Annotated in this window: 15 protein-coding genes; 4 read left to right on the forward strand and 11 right to left on the reverse strand. The window is 35.4% G+C overall.

What is annotated here, in order from left to right; translation table 11 throughout:
- Positions 1 to 5: 5 nt before the first annotated feature.
- From MKY90_RS20570 to MKY90_RS20580, 3 genes are all read right to left on the reverse strand, one after another.
- The gene (locus MKY90_RS20570) at positions 6 to 884 is read right to left on the reverse strand and encodes an NAD(P)-dependent oxidoreductase (RefSeq protein ID WP_078184384.1); all 879 of its coding nucleotides are present in this window, start codon (positions 882 to 884) and stop codon (positions 6 to 8) included.
- A 4-nt stretch (positions 885 to 888) separates the two neighbouring features.
- Complete coding sequence (locus MKY90_RS20575; protein WP_063218958.1) at positions 889 to 2,016, reverse strand: serine hydrolase domain-containing protein; 1,128 nt, start codon at positions 2,014 to 2,016, stop codon at positions 889 to 891.
- Between the two features lie 149 nt (positions 2,017 to 2,165).
- The gene (locus MKY90_RS20580; protein ID WP_078184386.1) at positions 2,166 to 3,458 is read right to left on the reverse strand and encodes a GGDEF domain-containing protein; all 1,293 of its coding nucleotides are present in this window, start codon (positions 3,456 to 3,458) and stop codon (positions 2,166 to 2,168) included.
- A gap of 310 nt (positions 3,459 to 3,768) precedes the next feature.
- On the opposite strand from MKY90_RS20580, the gene MKY90_RS20585 reads away from it, so the two are divergent.
- From MKY90_RS20585 to MKY90_RS20595, 3 genes are all read left to right on the forward strand, one after another.
- Positions 3,769 to 4,386, forward strand: coding sequence for a nitroreductase family protein (locus MKY90_RS20585; RefSeq protein WP_002033918.1), 618 nt, complete (start codon positions 3,769 to 3,771; stop codon positions 4,384 to 4,386).
- A gap of 234 nt (positions 4,387 to 4,620) precedes the next feature.
- Positions 4,621 to 4,839, forward strand: a complete 219-nt coding sequence (locus MKY90_RS20590; RefSeq protein WP_002088422.1) for a hypothetical protein — start codon at positions 4,621 to 4,623, stop codon at positions 4,837 to 4,839.
- A 197-nt stretch (positions 4,840 to 5,036) separates the two neighbouring features.
- On the forward strand, positions 5,037 to 5,405 hold the full coding sequence (locus MKY90_RS20595; protein WP_050000339.1) for a DUF3915 family protein: 369 nt from the start codon (positions 5,037 to 5,039) through the stop codon (positions 5,403 to 5,405).
- An 86-nt stretch (positions 5,406 to 5,491) separates the two neighbouring features.
- Here MKY90_RS20595 and ptsP read toward each other — a convergent pair whose 3' ends face one another.
- The 4 genes from ptsP to glcT all read right to left on the reverse strand — a co-directional run bounded on the left by ptsP (position 5,492) and on the right by glcT (position 10,855).
- Entirely contained in the window at positions 5,492 to 7,204 is a 1,713-nt protein-coding gene (gene ptsP / locus MKY90_RS20600; RefSeq protein ID WP_002128938.1) for a phosphoenolpyruvate--protein phosphotransferase, read from the reverse strand.
- Positions 7,204 to 7,467, reverse strand: a complete 264-nt coding sequence (ptsH, locus tag MKY90_RS20605; protein WP_002033915.1) for a phosphocarrier protein HPr — start codon at positions 7,465 to 7,467, stop codon at positions 7,204 to 7,206. Before ptsH ends, ptsP begins: the two co-directional genes overlap by 1 nt.
- A 135-nt stretch (positions 7,468 to 7,602) precedes the next feature.
- Positions 7,603 to 9,666, reverse strand: coding sequence for a PTS glucose transporter subunit IIABC (gene ptsG, locus MKY90_RS20610; protein WP_002014901.1), 2,064 nt, complete (start codon positions 9,664 to 9,666; stop codon positions 7,603 to 7,605).
- Between the two features lie 340 nt (positions 9,667 to 10,006).
- On the reverse strand, positions 10,007 to 10,855 hold the full coding sequence (glcT, locus tag MKY90_RS20615; RefSeq protein ID WP_063218955.1) for a glucose PTS transporter transcription antiterminator GlcT: 849 nt from the start codon (positions 10,853 to 10,855) through the stop codon (positions 10,007 to 10,009).
- A gap of 165 nt (positions 10,856 to 11,020) precedes the next feature.
- On the opposite strand from glcT, the gene MKY90_RS20620 reads away from it, so the two are divergent.
- The gene (locus tag MKY90_RS20620) at positions 11,021 to 11,839 is read left to right on the forward strand and encodes a Cof-type HAD-IIB family hydrolase (protein WP_033734224.1); all 819 of its coding nucleotides are present in this window, start codon (positions 11,021 to 11,023) and stop codon (positions 11,837 to 11,839) included.
- 73 nt (positions 11,840 to 11,912) lie between these two features.
- On the opposite strand, the gene phnF is transcribed toward MKY90_RS20620, so the two are convergent.
- The 4 genes from phnF to MKY90_RS20640 all read right to left on the reverse strand — a co-directional run bounded on the left by phnF (position 11,913) and on the right by MKY90_RS20640 (position 15,618).
- Entirely contained in the window at positions 11,913 to 12,644 is a 732-nt protein-coding gene (gene phnF, locus MKY90_RS20625; protein WP_012261644.1) for a phosphonate metabolism transcriptional regulator PhnF, read from the reverse strand.
- Positions 12,574 to 13,362, reverse strand: coding sequence for a glucosamine-6-phosphate deaminase (gene nagB, locus MKY90_RS20630; protein WP_002033913.1), 789 nt, complete (start codon positions 13,360 to 13,362; stop codon positions 12,574 to 12,576). The genes phnF and nagB overlap by 71 nt, the downstream gene beginning before the upstream one ends.
- Positions 13,363 to 13,366: 4 nt before the next feature.
- Positions 13,367 to 14,509 (reverse strand): N-acetylglucosamine-6-phosphate deacetylase, encoded by a 1,143-nt coding sequence (nagA, locus tag MKY90_RS20635; RefSeq protein ID WP_002088433.1) that lies wholly within the window; start codon positions 14,507 to 14,509, stop codon positions 13,367 to 13,369.
- 206 nt (positions 14,510 to 14,715) lie between these two features.
- Entirely contained in the window at positions 14,716 to 15,618 is a 903-nt protein-coding gene (locus MKY90_RS20640; protein ID WP_002128943.1) for a ComEC/Rec2 family competence protein, read from the reverse strand.
- Between the last annotated feature and the right edge of the window lie 29 nt (positions 15,619 to 15,647).

Below are 15,647 nucleotides of genomic sequence, written 5' to 3' on the forward strand. Positions count from 1 at the left end.
TCCATTTACCCCCTTATATACTTTTTGTATAATACTTGTGTTCCGCTATTCTCTTTTCCATCTGCGATTAGCTCTTCATACAATTCCTTCGCTAGGGTTAAACCCGGTACTGGTAATTGTAATTTTTCAGCTTCATCTAAAGCAATCTTCATATCTTTCATAAAATGCTTTACATAAAAGCCAGGTTCAAAATCTCCTTTTAACATTCGAGGAGCTAAATTACTTAATGACCAGCTACCTGCTGCTCCTGTCGAAATACTCTCTAATACTTTATCTGCATTAAGTCCAGCCTTTTTCGCATATGCTACCGCTTCACATACTCCTATCATGTTAGAAGCAATTGCTATTTGATTGCACATTTTTGTATGTTGTCCACTCCCAGCAGGGCCTTGCAACTGAATATTTGTTCCTAGTTTTTCAAATAGAGGTAAGCAAATATCATATATTCTGTTCTCTCCACCGACCATAATTGCTAGTCTTGCTTCTTTAGCCCCAATGTCCCCGCCAGATACTGGTGCATCTAATGTATATATATTCTTGCTTTTCGCAACTTCATTAATACGTTTTGCCAATGTTGGTGTAGATGTTGTAAAGTCAATTGCTATCGTACCTTCATTTGCATGTTCTAAAATTCCATCTACCCCAAAGTACACTTCTTCTACATCATGAGGATAACCAACCATCGTCATAACAACATCAACTTGCTTTACTAACGCTTTCGGTGTATCACACCAAGTCGCACCCTCTTGCACCAAAGAATCCGCTTTTTCCTTCGTTCTATTATATACATATACTTTATAACCACTTTGCATTAAATGGTTGACCATACTTTTTCCCATTACACCAATACCAATGAAACCTATTGATAAATTTTTATTTTCCATCTTCTCATCCCCTTTGTTCTAATAAATCATTTACCATCTTTCGGAACTCTTTATTAAAATCATCATCCATACTATTTTTCACATTTGAAAATAAAATAACAAAAGTTCCTTTTTCTTTATTAAAATTATTGAAAGTATTCCAACCAGATAGTACACCATGATTATGGAAATAATCTGGATATATGTAAAAACTAAATGCATATTTTCTTTCTTGTGAAGGTGTAAACATCGCTTGTATACTTTGTTCAGAAAGAAGCTTTCCATTTATAATCGCTTCATCTAATTTTTTCATATCCCCTACTGTCGTATACATCTCACCCGATCCATATAACCAGTCCACCCCTAATTTTTGTGCTAGTACAAGCTCTTGATCTTTCTTCACATACCCCTTCGTGAAGTTTTTATCTCCAGGCACCATATTTCCCATACCTGATTCATGCATCTCGGCCTTTGTAAATATATTTTCTTTTACATAGTCTCCTAAAGGCTTTTTCGTTATATTTTCTATAATATAAGCGAGCACCATATAATTATAATCCGTATACTTCCAACCTGTTCCTGGTGGAAACTCTAATTTTTGACTTCCAATCCAAGTTACTAAATTTATACGTGAAGCTACATTAACCTTCCCTTTCCCACTTTCCGGTAAACCAGATGTATGCGTTAATAAGTGATATAACGTGATGTGTTTATCTGCTGGAAATGAAGGAATATATTTATTTACATTATCTTGGATATTTAACTTCCCTTGTTCTTGTAACTGTAGAATGGATGTAGCAACAACTGTTTTCGTAATAGAACCGATACGATATTTTGTTTGAGGCGTATTTTCTATTTTATTTTGAATATCAGCATATCCATATCCTTTATTCAATATAACATGCTCTTTATCTGTCACCAAAACTGTCCCATTAAATTGCTTTCCTACTAAATACTGATCTAACTTTTGAGATATACTAGCATAATCAATTTTTTGTACTTCTTCTATATTATCCTGTACCTCTGACTCAATAGCAGGAGTTACCTTTGTTGTTAATACTGCTTGTTCCTTTTGATCGGGATAGAGAAAATAGTATACTCCGCCGCAAACTACAGCAGACAGTGAAGCCATAACCATTATTTTTTTTATCATATTGTTCCTCCGTAATTACTTCATGTGAACTACCCACCACTTATTCTCTCTTGCGAGCTTACTTGAAGTGGGAGCTTCTCGGTTAAAATGGTCCCCCATATTCTATTATCAAGTAATAAAAAAAAATCGCAACAATTTGTTGCGAAAAATCACATTTTTTCTTTTCTATATATACATACTTGATTTTTCCCATTTTTTTTCGCTTCATATAACGCAATATCCGCTCTTTGCATTAACTCTTCTCTTGTAATCCCTTGCTCATATAACGCAACTCCAAAACTCGCTGTTAATTTCGAAATTCCAGAGAAATGCTTTGTTTCAATGAAAAATCGCAATGATTCCGCAACTTGAAACGCTTCTTTTTCTACCGTATTTGTCACTAATATTATAAATTCCTCTCCTCCCCATCTTGCAAATACATGTTGATTTTCAACTTTAGATTTCATAAGATCTGCAAGTTGTACTAATGCTAAATCGCCAAAATCATGACCATATGTGTCATTTACTGATTTAAAATTATCTATATCAAACAAAATAAGTGCAACTTTTTCATCATTACGTAATACATTCTCCCACTCTGTCTCCAATATTTGTTGGAATTTCAAGCGATTATATATTTCTGTCAATGAATCTATCATAGCCAATCTTTCTTGCTCTTGATAGATTTCATCTAATTCTGTAATCTCTGTGCATTTTACTATAAATCGCGATAAGTCTTCTGGTAATGGTGTCGCACGTAATAGAAAAGTAAATGCTTCTCCTTCATAATTGTACATTTTAATTCTTCTTCCATTTGATAAAGTATCATCCAGCCATGTTATATCGTGAGTCGTCGAATAATATCCGTTCTCTCTAATAAGATGTTCTGCAAACACTAAATGTTGTTCACGATACGTAAATAAATTATCATGTCCGAAGAATTGTAAAAAATTCGTATTACAATCAACAATCTCATCATCTTCTACTATAAATAATAAATCATTTTGAAAATCAAACATCGTTTGAAGCAATTCTTGTTGTAAACCTACTTGCCGCACTAAAGAAAGTTGATATAAACTCTTATTCACTTCCTCTAGTACCACTTGTGGAGTTACTGGTGCTATAACAATATTACGTATTCCTAACAGTAGTAAATCTGCAAACTGATTATCTATCTGTTGATCCCAAATGATAATGAATGTGCTCTGTGAATTATATATATTCTTTATATATTTTATTTGAGCAAAATCTGTTACGTACATAATTACAATATGCGGTCTAGTTCTATGAAACAATATTTCTCCTTCTTCAAAACTATTTGCTATAAACATACATTTTGGATGGACGTTTTCTATCGTTTGTTGATGTGTACATCCATCTTCTATATAAAGGACATTCAACTGAAGATCTTGTAATACATTTTGGAAAACAGTATTCTCTAATAAAAAATGTAGTATGTTCATCACTAGTCTTCACTCACTTCATATATCTTGTTTTACTGAATTCCTCACAATCATTTTATAAAGAATTGTGAGGAACTCATATTAACAAGCTAATTGAGAATGTTATCTTCGCTTATCTGCTCTGGAAATTCCTTTTTTAGTGTATGATTATATGAATTGTATCGTTTGTATGAATGCCCTGCCTTACTATTTAAAACTTGACAATTAAAATAAAGGTATTATATTCTTAAATTCAATAACTTACAAAATGTAAGTAGAGTATATTACATTTATTTCATATTAAGTTGATATGTAATTTGGAGGATATATAATGACAAACAATGACTTTTTTAACGTTTTATATGAACGCACATCTACACGTGCATTCAACCCTGAAAAAGAAATTTCATCTACAGAGTTACATGAAATTTTAAAAGCAGCTGCGCAAGCACCTTCTGCTTGGAACTTGCAACACTGGAAATTCCTTGTTTTCCAAGGCGAAGATGTACAAAAACGATTACACCCAATTGCTTATAACCAACAACAAATTCTTGATGCTTCTGCCGTAGTCGCTATTTTAGGTGATTTAGAGGCATATAAAAATGTTGAACCGGTTTACGGTCCAATTGTAGAACAAGGATTTATGAAAGCAGACGCAAAAGAGCGCTTAGCTAAAAATATTGAATCTGCATATACTCGTGAGCAATACCCACGAGATGCTGCCTTTTCAAATGCTGCTTTAGCAGCAATGCAACTTATGCTTGCTGCTAAAGCAACTGGCTGGGATACTTGCGCAATTGGTGGTTTCAACCCACAAGCACTAATGGAAGAATTTAATGTTTCATCTCGTTACGTACCAATTATGCTTATTACAATTGGTGAATCCACTTTAAAAGGTCACCCTGCACCGCGCATGAGCGTAGAACAAGTAAGTGAATGGGCGAAATAATAAAAACGAAGGTAATTTCATTACCTTCGTTTTTTTATATTCTGTCACACATCCGTAATATTACAATGTATTATTCGACATCTACACATAGAGAAATTGTAATTTTTACGCTATCACCATAAACAAATATGGCGTTTTGTGTCGAAATTTGTTAAAGCATTGAAATATAACCGTGTATTTTTGTTACAATTGTGATACAATGATAACAAATAGATAACAAGAGAGGGATTTTCATTGAGTTCATACGGAAGCTTTATCGCACTTTTGAGTTACATAGTAACTGTACTACTGCTATATTTTATTGGCGATGCTGCAAACATATCAGTGTTACAATTCCCTAAAGAAGAAGCGTTACAATTAGAAGCAGAAAAACATACTGCACGATCCATTGCACCACTACTCCTAGCTCTTCCTGTATATATCATCGTTTTATATAAAAGCAAAAAAGTGTAAAGGCTACCTAATTCATTCATTTCGGTGGTCTTTACATTTTTTTTGTGACATTTCCCCTATTTTAAACATCATTCCATACTAAATACCCATCTAGTCATTTAAAATGAGAAAATCCCCTAGAAAAATTTTCATTATCTGTCCAGTCACCGACTACCGAACTTACATAGATTATAAGTGTGAAGGGGGTGATGAGGATTATGTTTGGATCATTTGGATGCTGTGATAACTTTAGAGACTGTCATCATCGTGAAAGAGAGTGTGACCATCGCGAACATCGCGAGAAAGAGAGAGAAGAAGTTAGACCACAACGAGCTGCTGTATGTAACGTACTTGCACATCTTTCTATAGGCACTGAGATTTCGCTTCTTAAACTAAAAGGAAATGGAACATTCCGCAATTTAGTTTTTGAGGGGTTCTGTAACGGTATTGCTCTATTCTCTGCATTAAGAAGAGATGACGACAAAGACAACAACAAAGATGATAAGAATGGAAACAATCGTAATGACGATAGATTTGAAGGGATTTTACGTGTTTGCCCAGAAGATGTTATCGCAATTGCTCTTTAAGATAAGTTTAAACAATAAAATCACCTAAGGTATATGTAGCAAAAAAACCTGAGATCGATTTCGAATCGACTCAGGTTTTTTTACTATTATATGCTTTTAACTAATTCAACAACTTCTTCAGCAGTTGACATTGTTAATGCTTTTTCTGCTAATGTTTCCATTTCTGCTTTTGACAACTTGCTTAGTTGTGTTCTTGCAGGAAGGATAGATGTTGCACTCATACTGAACTCATCTAAACCTAAGCCTAATAATAATGGGATAGCAAGTGAATCTCCCGCCATCTCACCACACATACCAGCCCATTTTCCTTCTTTATGAGCAGCATCGATAACCATTTTTACAAGACGTAAAATAGATGGGTTATATGGTTGGTATAAGTAAGCTACTTGTTCGTTCATACGGTCTGCAGCCATTGTGTATTGGATTAAGTCATTTGTTCCGATAGAGAAGAAATCAACTTCTTTGGCGAATTGATCTGCTAATACTGCTGAAGCTGGAATTTCAACCATCATACCAACTTCAATAGAATCAGAAACAGTTGTACCCGCTTCTACAAGTTTTGCTTTCTCTTCTAATAAGATTGCTTTCGCTTGACGGAACTCATCAAGAGTTGCAATCATTGGGAACATAATTTTTAAGTTACCGTATACGCTAGCACGAAGTAATGCACGAAGTTGTGTACGGAACACATCTTGCTCATCAAGACATAAGCGAATTGCACGGTATCCTAAGAATGGGTTCATTTCTTTTGGTAAATGTAAGTATGGAAGTTCTTTATCTCCACCGATGTCAAGTGTACGAACAACGACTGGTTGATCTTCTTTTACACCTTCAAGAACTGCTTTATACGCTTCGAACTGCTCTTCTTCTGTTGGAAGATTGTCACGGCCCATGTATAAGAATTCTGTACGGTATAAACCAACGCCTTCTCCGCCATTATCGATAATACCTTGTACATCATTTGGTGTTCCGATATTAGCAACAAGCTCAACGTGATGTCCATCACTTGTTACAGTTGCTTGGTCTTTTAATTTTGCCCATACAACTTTTTGCTCTTCAAATTTCGCTTTCTTTTCTTCAAAAGAACGAAGAGTTTCTTCAGATGGGTTTACAATTACTTCTCCATCTAAACCGTCAATGATTACGATATCGCCGTTTTGGATTTTCTCCATAACAACTTTCGTACCAACAACAGCTGGAATTTCCATAGAACGAGCCATAATTGCAGAGTGAGATGTACGTCCACCGATATCAGTTGTGAAACCTTTTGCATACTTACGGTTTAACTGAGCTGTATCAGATGGTGTTAAATCTTCAGCAATGATGATTACTTCTTCAGAAATTGTACCAGGGTTTGAGAAGTTAATTCCTAGTAAATGTGCAAGAACACGTTTTGTTACGTCGCGAATATCCGCAGCACGTTCTTTCATGTATTCGTTATCCATGTTTTCAAACATAGAAATAAACATTGATGCAACTTCATCCATTGCAAATTCAGCATTTACTTTTTCGCCATTTACTTTATCTTTTACTGGATTTACTAATTCCGGATCATTTAATACTAATAAATGTGCTTCAAAGATAGCAGCTTTATCAGCACCTAGCTCAGCAAAAGCATGGTCCTTAATAGCTTCTAGTTCAGATTTTGCTTTCTCAAGCGCAGCGTCTAAGCGTGCAATTTCAGCAGCTTCGTCTGTAATTGATTTCTTTTCAATGTTAAATTCAGGATTCTCAAGTCTGAAAGCCTTTGCAATAGCAATCCCACTTGATGCAGCGATCCCTTGAATGTTAAGAGTCATTATTCTCCTAATCCTTCGTTTTTCATAGTTTCTTCGATAGCTGCTAGTGCTTGAGCTGCATCATCACCATTTGCAGTGACCTTAATTTCCGCGCCTTGTTGAATTCCTAAAGACATAACACCCATGATTGATTTTAAGTTAACGTTTTTTCCGTTATACTCTAAGTTGATGTCAGAACCAAATTTGCTTGCAGTGTTTACAAGTAGAGTTGCTGGACGAGCATGAATTCCTGAGTCGCTAGTTACTTTAAAGATTTTTTCCATGATAATTTATCTCCTTCAAATACAGTATTTTTTTAGTTGTATAGACGTGAGTACTACATCATCTATTGTATATAATAGGCGATGTTCGGTCAACCACATCGCCTATTATAATTATAAACATTTTGCGTCAAATTCCTACTGAATGTCAATAATAGCGTTTTCGCCCTTCTTAACATTTCCATCTTTTTTCAATTCGACTTGTTGCCCTTGTTGTAAATTCGTAAAGACGATTGGTGTAATAATAGATGGTGCATTTTCTTTTACAAATGCAAGATCTACTTTTAATAATGGTTGTCCTTGCTTCACTTTATCACCTTGTGCTACAAGCGCTTCAAAGCCTTCACCATTTAATTTTACAGTATCAATACCGAAGTGGATTAAAATTTCTTTTCCGCCTTCAGACTGAATACCAATCGCATGTTTTGTAGGGAATACATTTACAATCTCACCATTAACCGGAGAAACTACTGTTCCTTCTGTTGGCTCAATCGCAAATCCATCTCCCATCATTTTCCCTGAGAATACTTGGTCAGGTACTTCTGTAATCGGTAAGATTTTCCCTTCAATTGGTGAAACGATTGTTTCATTTTCATCAACCTGTTGAGGAGCTTCTTCCACTTTTACAGGCGCTTCTTTTTCAACATGAGGTGTACGGCCTGACATAATATCATGAATTTGTGATTTTAATGTGTCAGATTTCGGTCCGAAAATAGCTTGAATGTTATTTCCAACTTCAAGTACACCGGCTGCTCCAAGCTCTTTTAAGCGGTCTTTATTTACATTTTTTTGTTCGTTAACTTGAACGCGTAAACGAGTAATACAAGCATCTAACGAAGCAATGTTTTCTTTACCACCAAGTGCTACTAATACTTCACGTGGAAGTTCTCCTGCTTCTGTTTTCCCTGCGCCTTCATTAGCATTCGCTACTTCACGACCAGGCGTTTTTAAGTTCCATTTACGGATTGCGAAACGGAATCCGAAGTAGTAAATAACTGCTAGTACAAGACCAACAATAATTACCCACCACCATGCCGTACGACCTGGTAGTACACCGAATAATATGAAGTCAATTAAACCACCAGAGAATGTCATACCAATTTTAACACCTAAAATTTGCATTGTCATAAATGATAGACCAGCGAATACTGCATGAATTCCGAATAATACTGGTGCTACGAATAAGAATGAAAATTCAAGCGGTTCTGTAATACCTGTTAAGAAAGATGTTAATGCAGCAGATCCTAAAATACCAGCTGCTAATTTTTTATTTTCCGGACGTGCTTCATGGTACATTGCTAAAGCTGCTGCTGGAAGACCGAACATCATGAACGGATACTTACCAGTTGTAAATGTACCTGCTGTTAATTCTACGCCGTCTTTTAACTGTGCCATAAAGATTTTTTGGTCACCACGGATTAATTCGCCAGCTGCATTTGTATACTGACCGAATTCGAACCAGAACGGTGAATAGAAAATATGATGTAATCCAAATGGAATTAATGAACGTTCGATTAAACCGAATATAAATGCTGCTATCGTTCTATTTGCATCAATCATTTGATGTGAGAACGTATTTAAGCCACCCTGAATGTATGGCCAAATGAAGCACATGATAATACCTACCACTAAAGAGAATGTTGCAGTTGCGATTGGTACGAAACGCTTACCTGCAAAGAAACCTAAGTATGATGGTAATTCAATGTTGAAGTATTTATTATAACAATATGCCGCTACTATCCCGACGATAATACCACCAAACACTCCTGTTTGCAGCGTTGGAATTCCTAATACGTTTGCATATGCTGGATCTGAAAATCCAATTTTTACTGGATCTGTTCCAGTGCTTGTTACTTTCACTAGTTTATCTACTTCTAAGAATACACTCATCGTTTTGTTCATAATTAAGTATCCGACGAACGCTGCTAAACCAGCTACTCCGTCTCCACCAGCTAAACCAATCGCTACCCCAACTGCGAATAATAGCGCAAGGTTAGCGAAAATAATATCGCCAGATTGTTCCATAATTTTTGCAACCATTACGAACCAATCTGCTTTTAAAGCAGGGATAACATTTGTTAGTTGTGGATTTTGAAATGCATTACCAAATCCAAGTAAAATACCTGCTGCCGGTAAAATCGCTACTGGAAGCATAAGCGCTTTTCCGACTTTTTGAAGAACACCAAAGATCTTCTTAAACATGGAAACCCTTCCTCTCTTATCTATATTGATACTTTTCGACAAACGCCAAAAAGGCATGAGGAAAAAAAAGATAGAACGATAGCTATACAAAGGGTAGTATGTCCCTTTCTTTAGCTTACATTCCCAACTTTTCTCCACTCATGCCTGATCGAATCAGTAACACGTGTCAAAAATAGGATTACGTATAAGTTCACTATAATTAAAGCAAACGTTTTCGTTATTTACCTTAATGTGTTTGTCGAATTTTGTATAACTTTGCAATAGTTATTATACATAACTATTGTAAGCGATTCAATCATTTTTTTTAACGTTTTCATTTTAGACAAAAATATATGTCTTTTTACACATGTTCTGCTTTCACTAATCGTTGTAAATGCATCGTTAAATAAATACTCTCCGCTTCATAAACAGGAAGTTGTAATTCGTTCTGCATTACTTTGACTAGCTTCCACGCCAAATTATAACAAACTGGATATTCTAATTTTAATAAATCAGCAAAACTTTGTGCTTCTTCTACTTTTTCTCCTTTTTTCACCCGTTCAATAGCATATTGCAAATGGCGAATAAGGCGTAAATAATGAATGCTTTCTTGGTCTAATGTAATTTGTAGGTTTGTCTCAATTAAAGACACAAGTTGTGCAATAAGACGAGAATTTTGATTAACAGAAGATAAATCAGAGTTTGTAAGCGAGCTATAAATATGGAGTGCGATAAAGCCAACTTCTCCTTCTGGCAATGTAATTTGCAAACGAGAATTTAAAAGTTTCACAACTCCTTCAGCAATTTTATATTCCTCTGGATATAGCATTTTCGTTTCAACTAAAAAAGGATTATCTATTGTAAGTCCTTGTTTCATCCTTTTAATTGCAAAAGAAATATGATCTGTTAAAGCGATATGAATATGTTCATTTAATGGAGACTCCGCTTTTTCTTGAATGTATAACATAATATCATTCATCAATTCAATTAGCTTTTCACTCACATGCGGCACTAAAAGTTTGTATTGTTCTCGATCACGTTCATTTTTTAAAACAAACATTTTCTCAATTTGTTCTTGCTCCAACACATCTTCAGCCTTTTTTCCAAATCCAATTCCTTTACCGATCACTACTACTTCCTCGTGTTCAGGATGGCTAGCAATGATGACATTATTATTTAAAACTTTTTTAATTTCTAGATAATTACTCATATAACACCACCCTCGTACTTAAATAGCCTACTTTTATGTTACAGAACATTCTTCTTTGTCGTCAATGTAAAACATCTACCATTTGATAAAAATTCATTTTTTAGACATGTTTGTATATGATACGTATAATGTAAGAGCAACTGTACATAGAAAGGAGATAGCAACATGATTAAAATGTTTGTAAGTGATATTGACGGTACAATGATGCAGCATGGAGGTCTGATTGATGAACAGGATGTTGCGGCACTTCGCAGTCTTGCTGAGCAAAATGTTATTCTTTGCTTCGCTTCTGGACGACTTGATAATGAAATCGCAGACTTAATGAAAGCTGTAAATACAAATTTCCATCGTATTAGTGTAAATGGTGTGTTTGTATACACTAATGAAAATAAGCAACTATTATCCGCAAATTTTGATTCCAGCATTCTTCCTGATTTACTAGCTATGACAAATCAAGACCCTTATTTCCGTTATGTAAGTGATGAGCATAATTACTATATTGAAGAAAAGACACCTTTTATTCATGAACTCGAAAAACAAGTAGCAATGACTTCTGTTGAAGAACCAAATTTATTACAGAAAATCGATGATACAATTTTTCCAAATAAAATTTCTATCGGTGGAACAAAGGAAAACTTACAACTCCTTCAAAAAAAGATCGATGAAAAATTCTATGGAAAAGTTAGTACTTTCATTTCAGCTGAACAATGTTTAGATGTAATGCCACCAAATATTAGTAAAGGTTCTGCTATTTCTGTTTTATTACAAGAGTTTCAAATACAACCAGAGGAGGTTGCATGCATAGGGGATTCTTACAATGATATTCCAATGTTTTCCTTAACTCCTCATAGTTTTGCTATGTCTCAAGCTGATGATGCGGTAAAAGAGCACGCTCACTATGTAGTAGATGCTGTCAAAGATGCCGTTAACCAAGTACTTGTTTATAATGAAGAAGCAAATAAAAATACGACTCGATCCTTATAAGGATGAGTCGTATTTTTATTTCTTTACATGTTGAAAACATCAAAGTTCACTGTACTTCACAAACTGAAATATATTACTTGTTACGTGCGATGTTCGTAATAAACTTGTAACGATCCCCACGATAAATACATTTCACATACTCTAACGGTAACTCACCTTCTGCATATGACCATTGACGCATTACAAGTACAGGCGCCTTTTTAGGAATATGCAGATGTTCAGCTTCATTATCCGTTGCAATTGAAGCTTCAATTGATTGAGTAGCGCGAACAAGCTTAAAGCCCAGTTTTTTCTCTAAATGTTCATATAAAGATTGTTGTAATATTTCTTCGTTAATATCTTTCACAAGAGTTGGCGACAAATATGTCGTCTCAAATGCAATCGGTTCGTCATCAGCTAAGCGCGTACGCCTCACTTCATAAACCGATTCTCCCTCTTGTATTCTCAGCCGGTCTGCTATTTTAGCAGTAGCTGGAACTAGGCGGAAACTTAATAACTGGCTGCTCGGTTTCATACCACGAGATATCATATCTTCTGTGAATCCCGTCATTCCTTGCAACTTTTGCTCCACTTTCGGAAGTTGGACGAACGTTCCAATCCCACGTTTCCGGTATAAATAACCTTGTTCCACTAAGTTATTAATCGCCTGTCTGATTGTCATACGACTCACTTCGAACTTATCACAAAGTTCATTCTCAGACGGAATTTTATCTCCCGGCTTCCATTCGCCTTCCTCAATTAGCTGTTTCACCCACTCTTGAATCTGATAATAAATCGGAAATGGTGAATACTTGTCGATGTTCATCAGCAATCGCCTCACTGCATAAAGATAGAGCTTCTGGATCTGCGATTACGGTTACATTCGGATGACGTTGTAAAACTGTAGCAGGACACGCCTCACTATATTCACCTTGCAATAATTCTTTAATAGCTTCTGCCTTTTTAGATCCCATAGCAACAAGTAGAATTTGTTTCGCTTTCATAATACTTCCAATTCCCATTGTAATCGCATGAGTCGGCACATCTTCTTCATTTTCAAAGAAGCGAAGGTTTGCTTGGCGTGTAGATTCTGTTAATTCTACAATGTTAGTTGGAGAATTAAATGGTGTTCCTGGCTCATTAAATCCGATGTGACCGTTTTCACCGATTCCAAGAATCTGTAAGTCAACTGGGTTAGCTACTAGAATGCCTTCATAACGCTTGCACTCTTCCTCTAAATCACTTGCCATCCCATTCGGTACATAAGTTTGTTTAAATGGAAGATGATCAAACAACTGTTCTTGCATGAAATAGTGATAGCTGTTTTTATCTTCGTGTGGTAAATTTACGTACTCATCTAAGTTTACAGTGGTTGCATGACTTGTATCAAGTTTATTTTTTCGCATTTCTGCATAAATACCTAATGGAGAGCTTCCTGTAGCCATTCCTAAAGTTGGATTTTCTTTTGATTTTACAACCTCTTTAATTAACTTATAACCTGCTTCTGCTAATTCTTCTGGAGTTTTTACAACTAGAATATTCATCTAATTACTTCCCTTCCTTCATATGAATTCCTAAACGAACCGTATCATATACATGTAATTCTTCAGTCATAACAACAAAGTCTGCATCTTTACCTACCGCTAATGCGCCTTTATTATTTAATCCAAATTCTTCTGCTTGGTTAACTGATGTCATTAACACTGCCTCCTCGATTGAACATCCTGTAAATTCAATTACATTTCGGAAAGCTTGATCCATTTTTAAAATACTACCAGCTAACGTTCCATCTTCTAATCGGGCACTGCCATCTTTTACATGTACTGGCTGTCCGCCAAGCTCATATAATCCTTCTTCAAGACCTTTTGCACGCATTGCATCTGTAATGACACTTACTTTTTTCGGTCCTTTTAATTTATATGCTAATTTCACCATATCAGGGTGAATGTGAATACCATCTGTAATTACTTCAACCATTACATCTGGATTTAATAACACATGACCAACAACTCCTGGTTCACGATGATGTAATCCACGCATTTGATTGTATAAATGTGTTGCATGTGTAATTTTTCTATTTTTCAGTTGTGCATCAATTGCATCTGTATGCCCCATTGTGCCAACAACACCTGTTTCAGCAAGATACTGTTCAAACTCTAACGCACCTTCTTCTTCCGGTGCATATGTTACTAATTTAATTAAATTACCGCTTGCTTCCTGCCATTGTTTAAATTGCTCGATACTCGCAGGAACAATATGTTCAAGTGGTTGTGCACCCGCACGTTTTTTTGAAACATATGGTCCTTCTAAGTGAATATATTCGAAATGTGCTCCTTTGTCTTTCGCTTCCTTCGCAGCACTTAGCGCCGCTTCAATCGCTTCTGGAGCTTGTGTCATTGTTGTTGGGAAGTAAGTTGTAACTCCTTCTTTTAACATTTCTTTACCAAGAGTTACTAATCCATCGCTATTTGCATCCATCGCATCAATATCGTATCCACCATGAATATGAACATCAATCATACCTGGAATCACAATCTTTCCTGCCACATCTAACACAGTTTCATTTTCTTGTGATACATATTGAGCCATCAAACCAATTTCTTTAACTGTTTCTGTGTAACGAATAAATCCGTTTTCCACTACTTCTTTACCTGTATAAATTTCGGCATTGATGACAACTTGCGTTTTCATTTTCATCGACCCTTTCCCATGAAATACCTACTTATTATTATTACCTTATTCGCCTAATTCCATCTTAATATACACACAAGTAGTTGTCTATACATTCTAATGAAATTTCCTCTTCGTTCAGCGAAAAAAGGAAATTGATTTCTTTTTCATTCTAATATATATTATCCATTTTTACCAAAATGGATAATAACCTCTTATATAATTAGTTACTTAAGTAATGGCATAAGACCGCTTGCCCCCATAGTAATATGTTCACCATCTGTTTCTATTTCCACAGTTCGCTTGTTTGTTCCATATATCATTATACCACGCTGTTTTAATCGTCTTACTACACTCTGATGAGGATGCCCATATGGATTTCTACTCCCGTACGAAAGAATAGCGAATTGTGGATCTACTTTTTTTAAGAATGTTTCACTCGTTGAAGTATACGAGCCATGATGCCCTACTTTTAATACATCTGCATGTACATCAAATTGCTTTAATATTTCATTTTCCGTCCGTATATCAGCATCACCCATTAATAAAAAGTCCGCTTTACCATATCGAATCTTTAACACAATTGAGGACTCGTTATTCTCGTCTTTCGATTTACCATTGTTTAATACTTGTATAGAAACATGTGGATCTAGCGGTATGTATTGTCCTTCCTTCACTGAAATGAAAGGAATGCCCCTTTTTTTAATGTTATTTCGATACGTATGATAAGTAAATGAACTATATGTTTTCCCGCTATCTAATACGAGGGAAACTGGCATTTGCTCTACAATTGGAATAAGTCCTCCTATATGGTCCATATCAGGATGAGTACTTACAATCACATCTAAATGATTAATTCTTTTTTCAATTAGTTTTTGAATAATGACCTCTCCCGCTTCATAAGGACCCCCATCTATTAACATCGTTTGACCATTTGGCAATGTAATAAGTGTCGCATCACCTTGTCCAACTTTTAAAAAACTCACTTTCATTTTACCGAAATGTTGCCGCTGCATATGTATAGAAGACGCAGTATGAATAGACATCATATATCTTTTAGCCGATGCGCTGTTTAACGAAAAACATAATAAAACAGAAACCAACAATAGAATACTCCGTACACCTTTCATAACTCGTCTCCTTTTTTCATTTAGTATGG

Source organism: Bacillus sp. FSL P2-0099 (genome assembly GCF_038007445.1).
Taxonomy (GTDB): Bacteria; Bacillota; Bacilli; order Bacillales; family Bacillaceae_G; genus Bacillus_A; species Bacillus_A mycoides.

Excerpts from the sequence above, each read along its gene's own strand:
- MKY90_RS20570 (WP_078184384.1), bottom strand. The coding sequence starts at position 884 with ATGGAAAATAAAAATTTATCAATAGGTTTCATTGGTATTGGTGTAATG.
- MKY90_RS20575 (WP_063218958.1), bottom strand. The coding sequence starts at position 2,016 with ATGATAAAAAAAATAATGGTTATGGCTTCACTGTCTGCTGTAGTTTGC.
- MKY90_RS20580 (WP_078184386.1), bottom strand. The coding sequence starts at position 3,458 with ATGAACATACTACATTTTTTATTAGAGAATACTGTTTTCCAAAATGTA.
- MKY90_RS20585 (WP_002033918.1), top strand. The coding sequence starts at position 3,769 with ATGACAAACAATGACTTTTTTAACGTTTTATATGAACGCACATCTACA.
- MKY90_RS20595 (WP_050000339.1), top strand. The coding sequence starts at position 5,037 with ATGTTTGGATCATTTGGATGCTGTGATAACTTTAGAGACTGTCATCAT.
- ptsP (WP_002128938.1), bottom strand. The coding sequence starts at position 7,204 with ATGACTCTTAACATTCAAGGGATCGCTGCATCAAGTGGGATTGCTATT.
- ptsH (WP_002033915.1), bottom strand. The coding sequence starts at position 7,467 with ATGGAAAAAATCTTTAAAGTAACTAGCGACTCAGGAATTCATGCTCGT.
- ptsG (WP_002014901.1), bottom strand. The coding sequence starts at position 9,666 with ATGTTTAAGAAGATCTTTGGTGTTCTTCAAAAAGTCGGAAAAGCGCTT.
- glcT (WP_063218955.1), bottom strand. The coding sequence starts at position 10,855 with ATGAGTAATTATCTAGAAATTAAAAAAGTTTTAAATAATAATGTCATC.
- MKY90_RS20620 (WP_033734224.1), top strand. The coding sequence starts at position 11,021 with ATGATTAAAATGTTTGTAAGTGATATTGACGGTACAATGATGCAGCAT.
- phnF (WP_012261644.1), bottom strand. The coding sequence starts at position 12,644 with ATGAACATCGACAAGTATTCACCATTTCCGATTTATTATCAGATTCAA.
- nagB (WP_002033913.1), bottom strand. The coding sequence starts at position 13,362 with ATGAATATTCTAGTTGTAAAAACTCCAGAAGAATTAGCAGAAGCAGGT.
- nagA (WP_002088433.1), bottom strand. The coding sequence starts at position 14,509 with ATGAAAACGCAAGTTGTCATCAATGCCGAAATTTATACAGGTAAAGAA.
- MKY90_RS20640 (WP_002128943.1), bottom strand. The coding sequence starts at position 15,618 with ATGAAAGGTGTACGGAGTATTCTATTGTTGGTTTCTGTTTTATTATGT.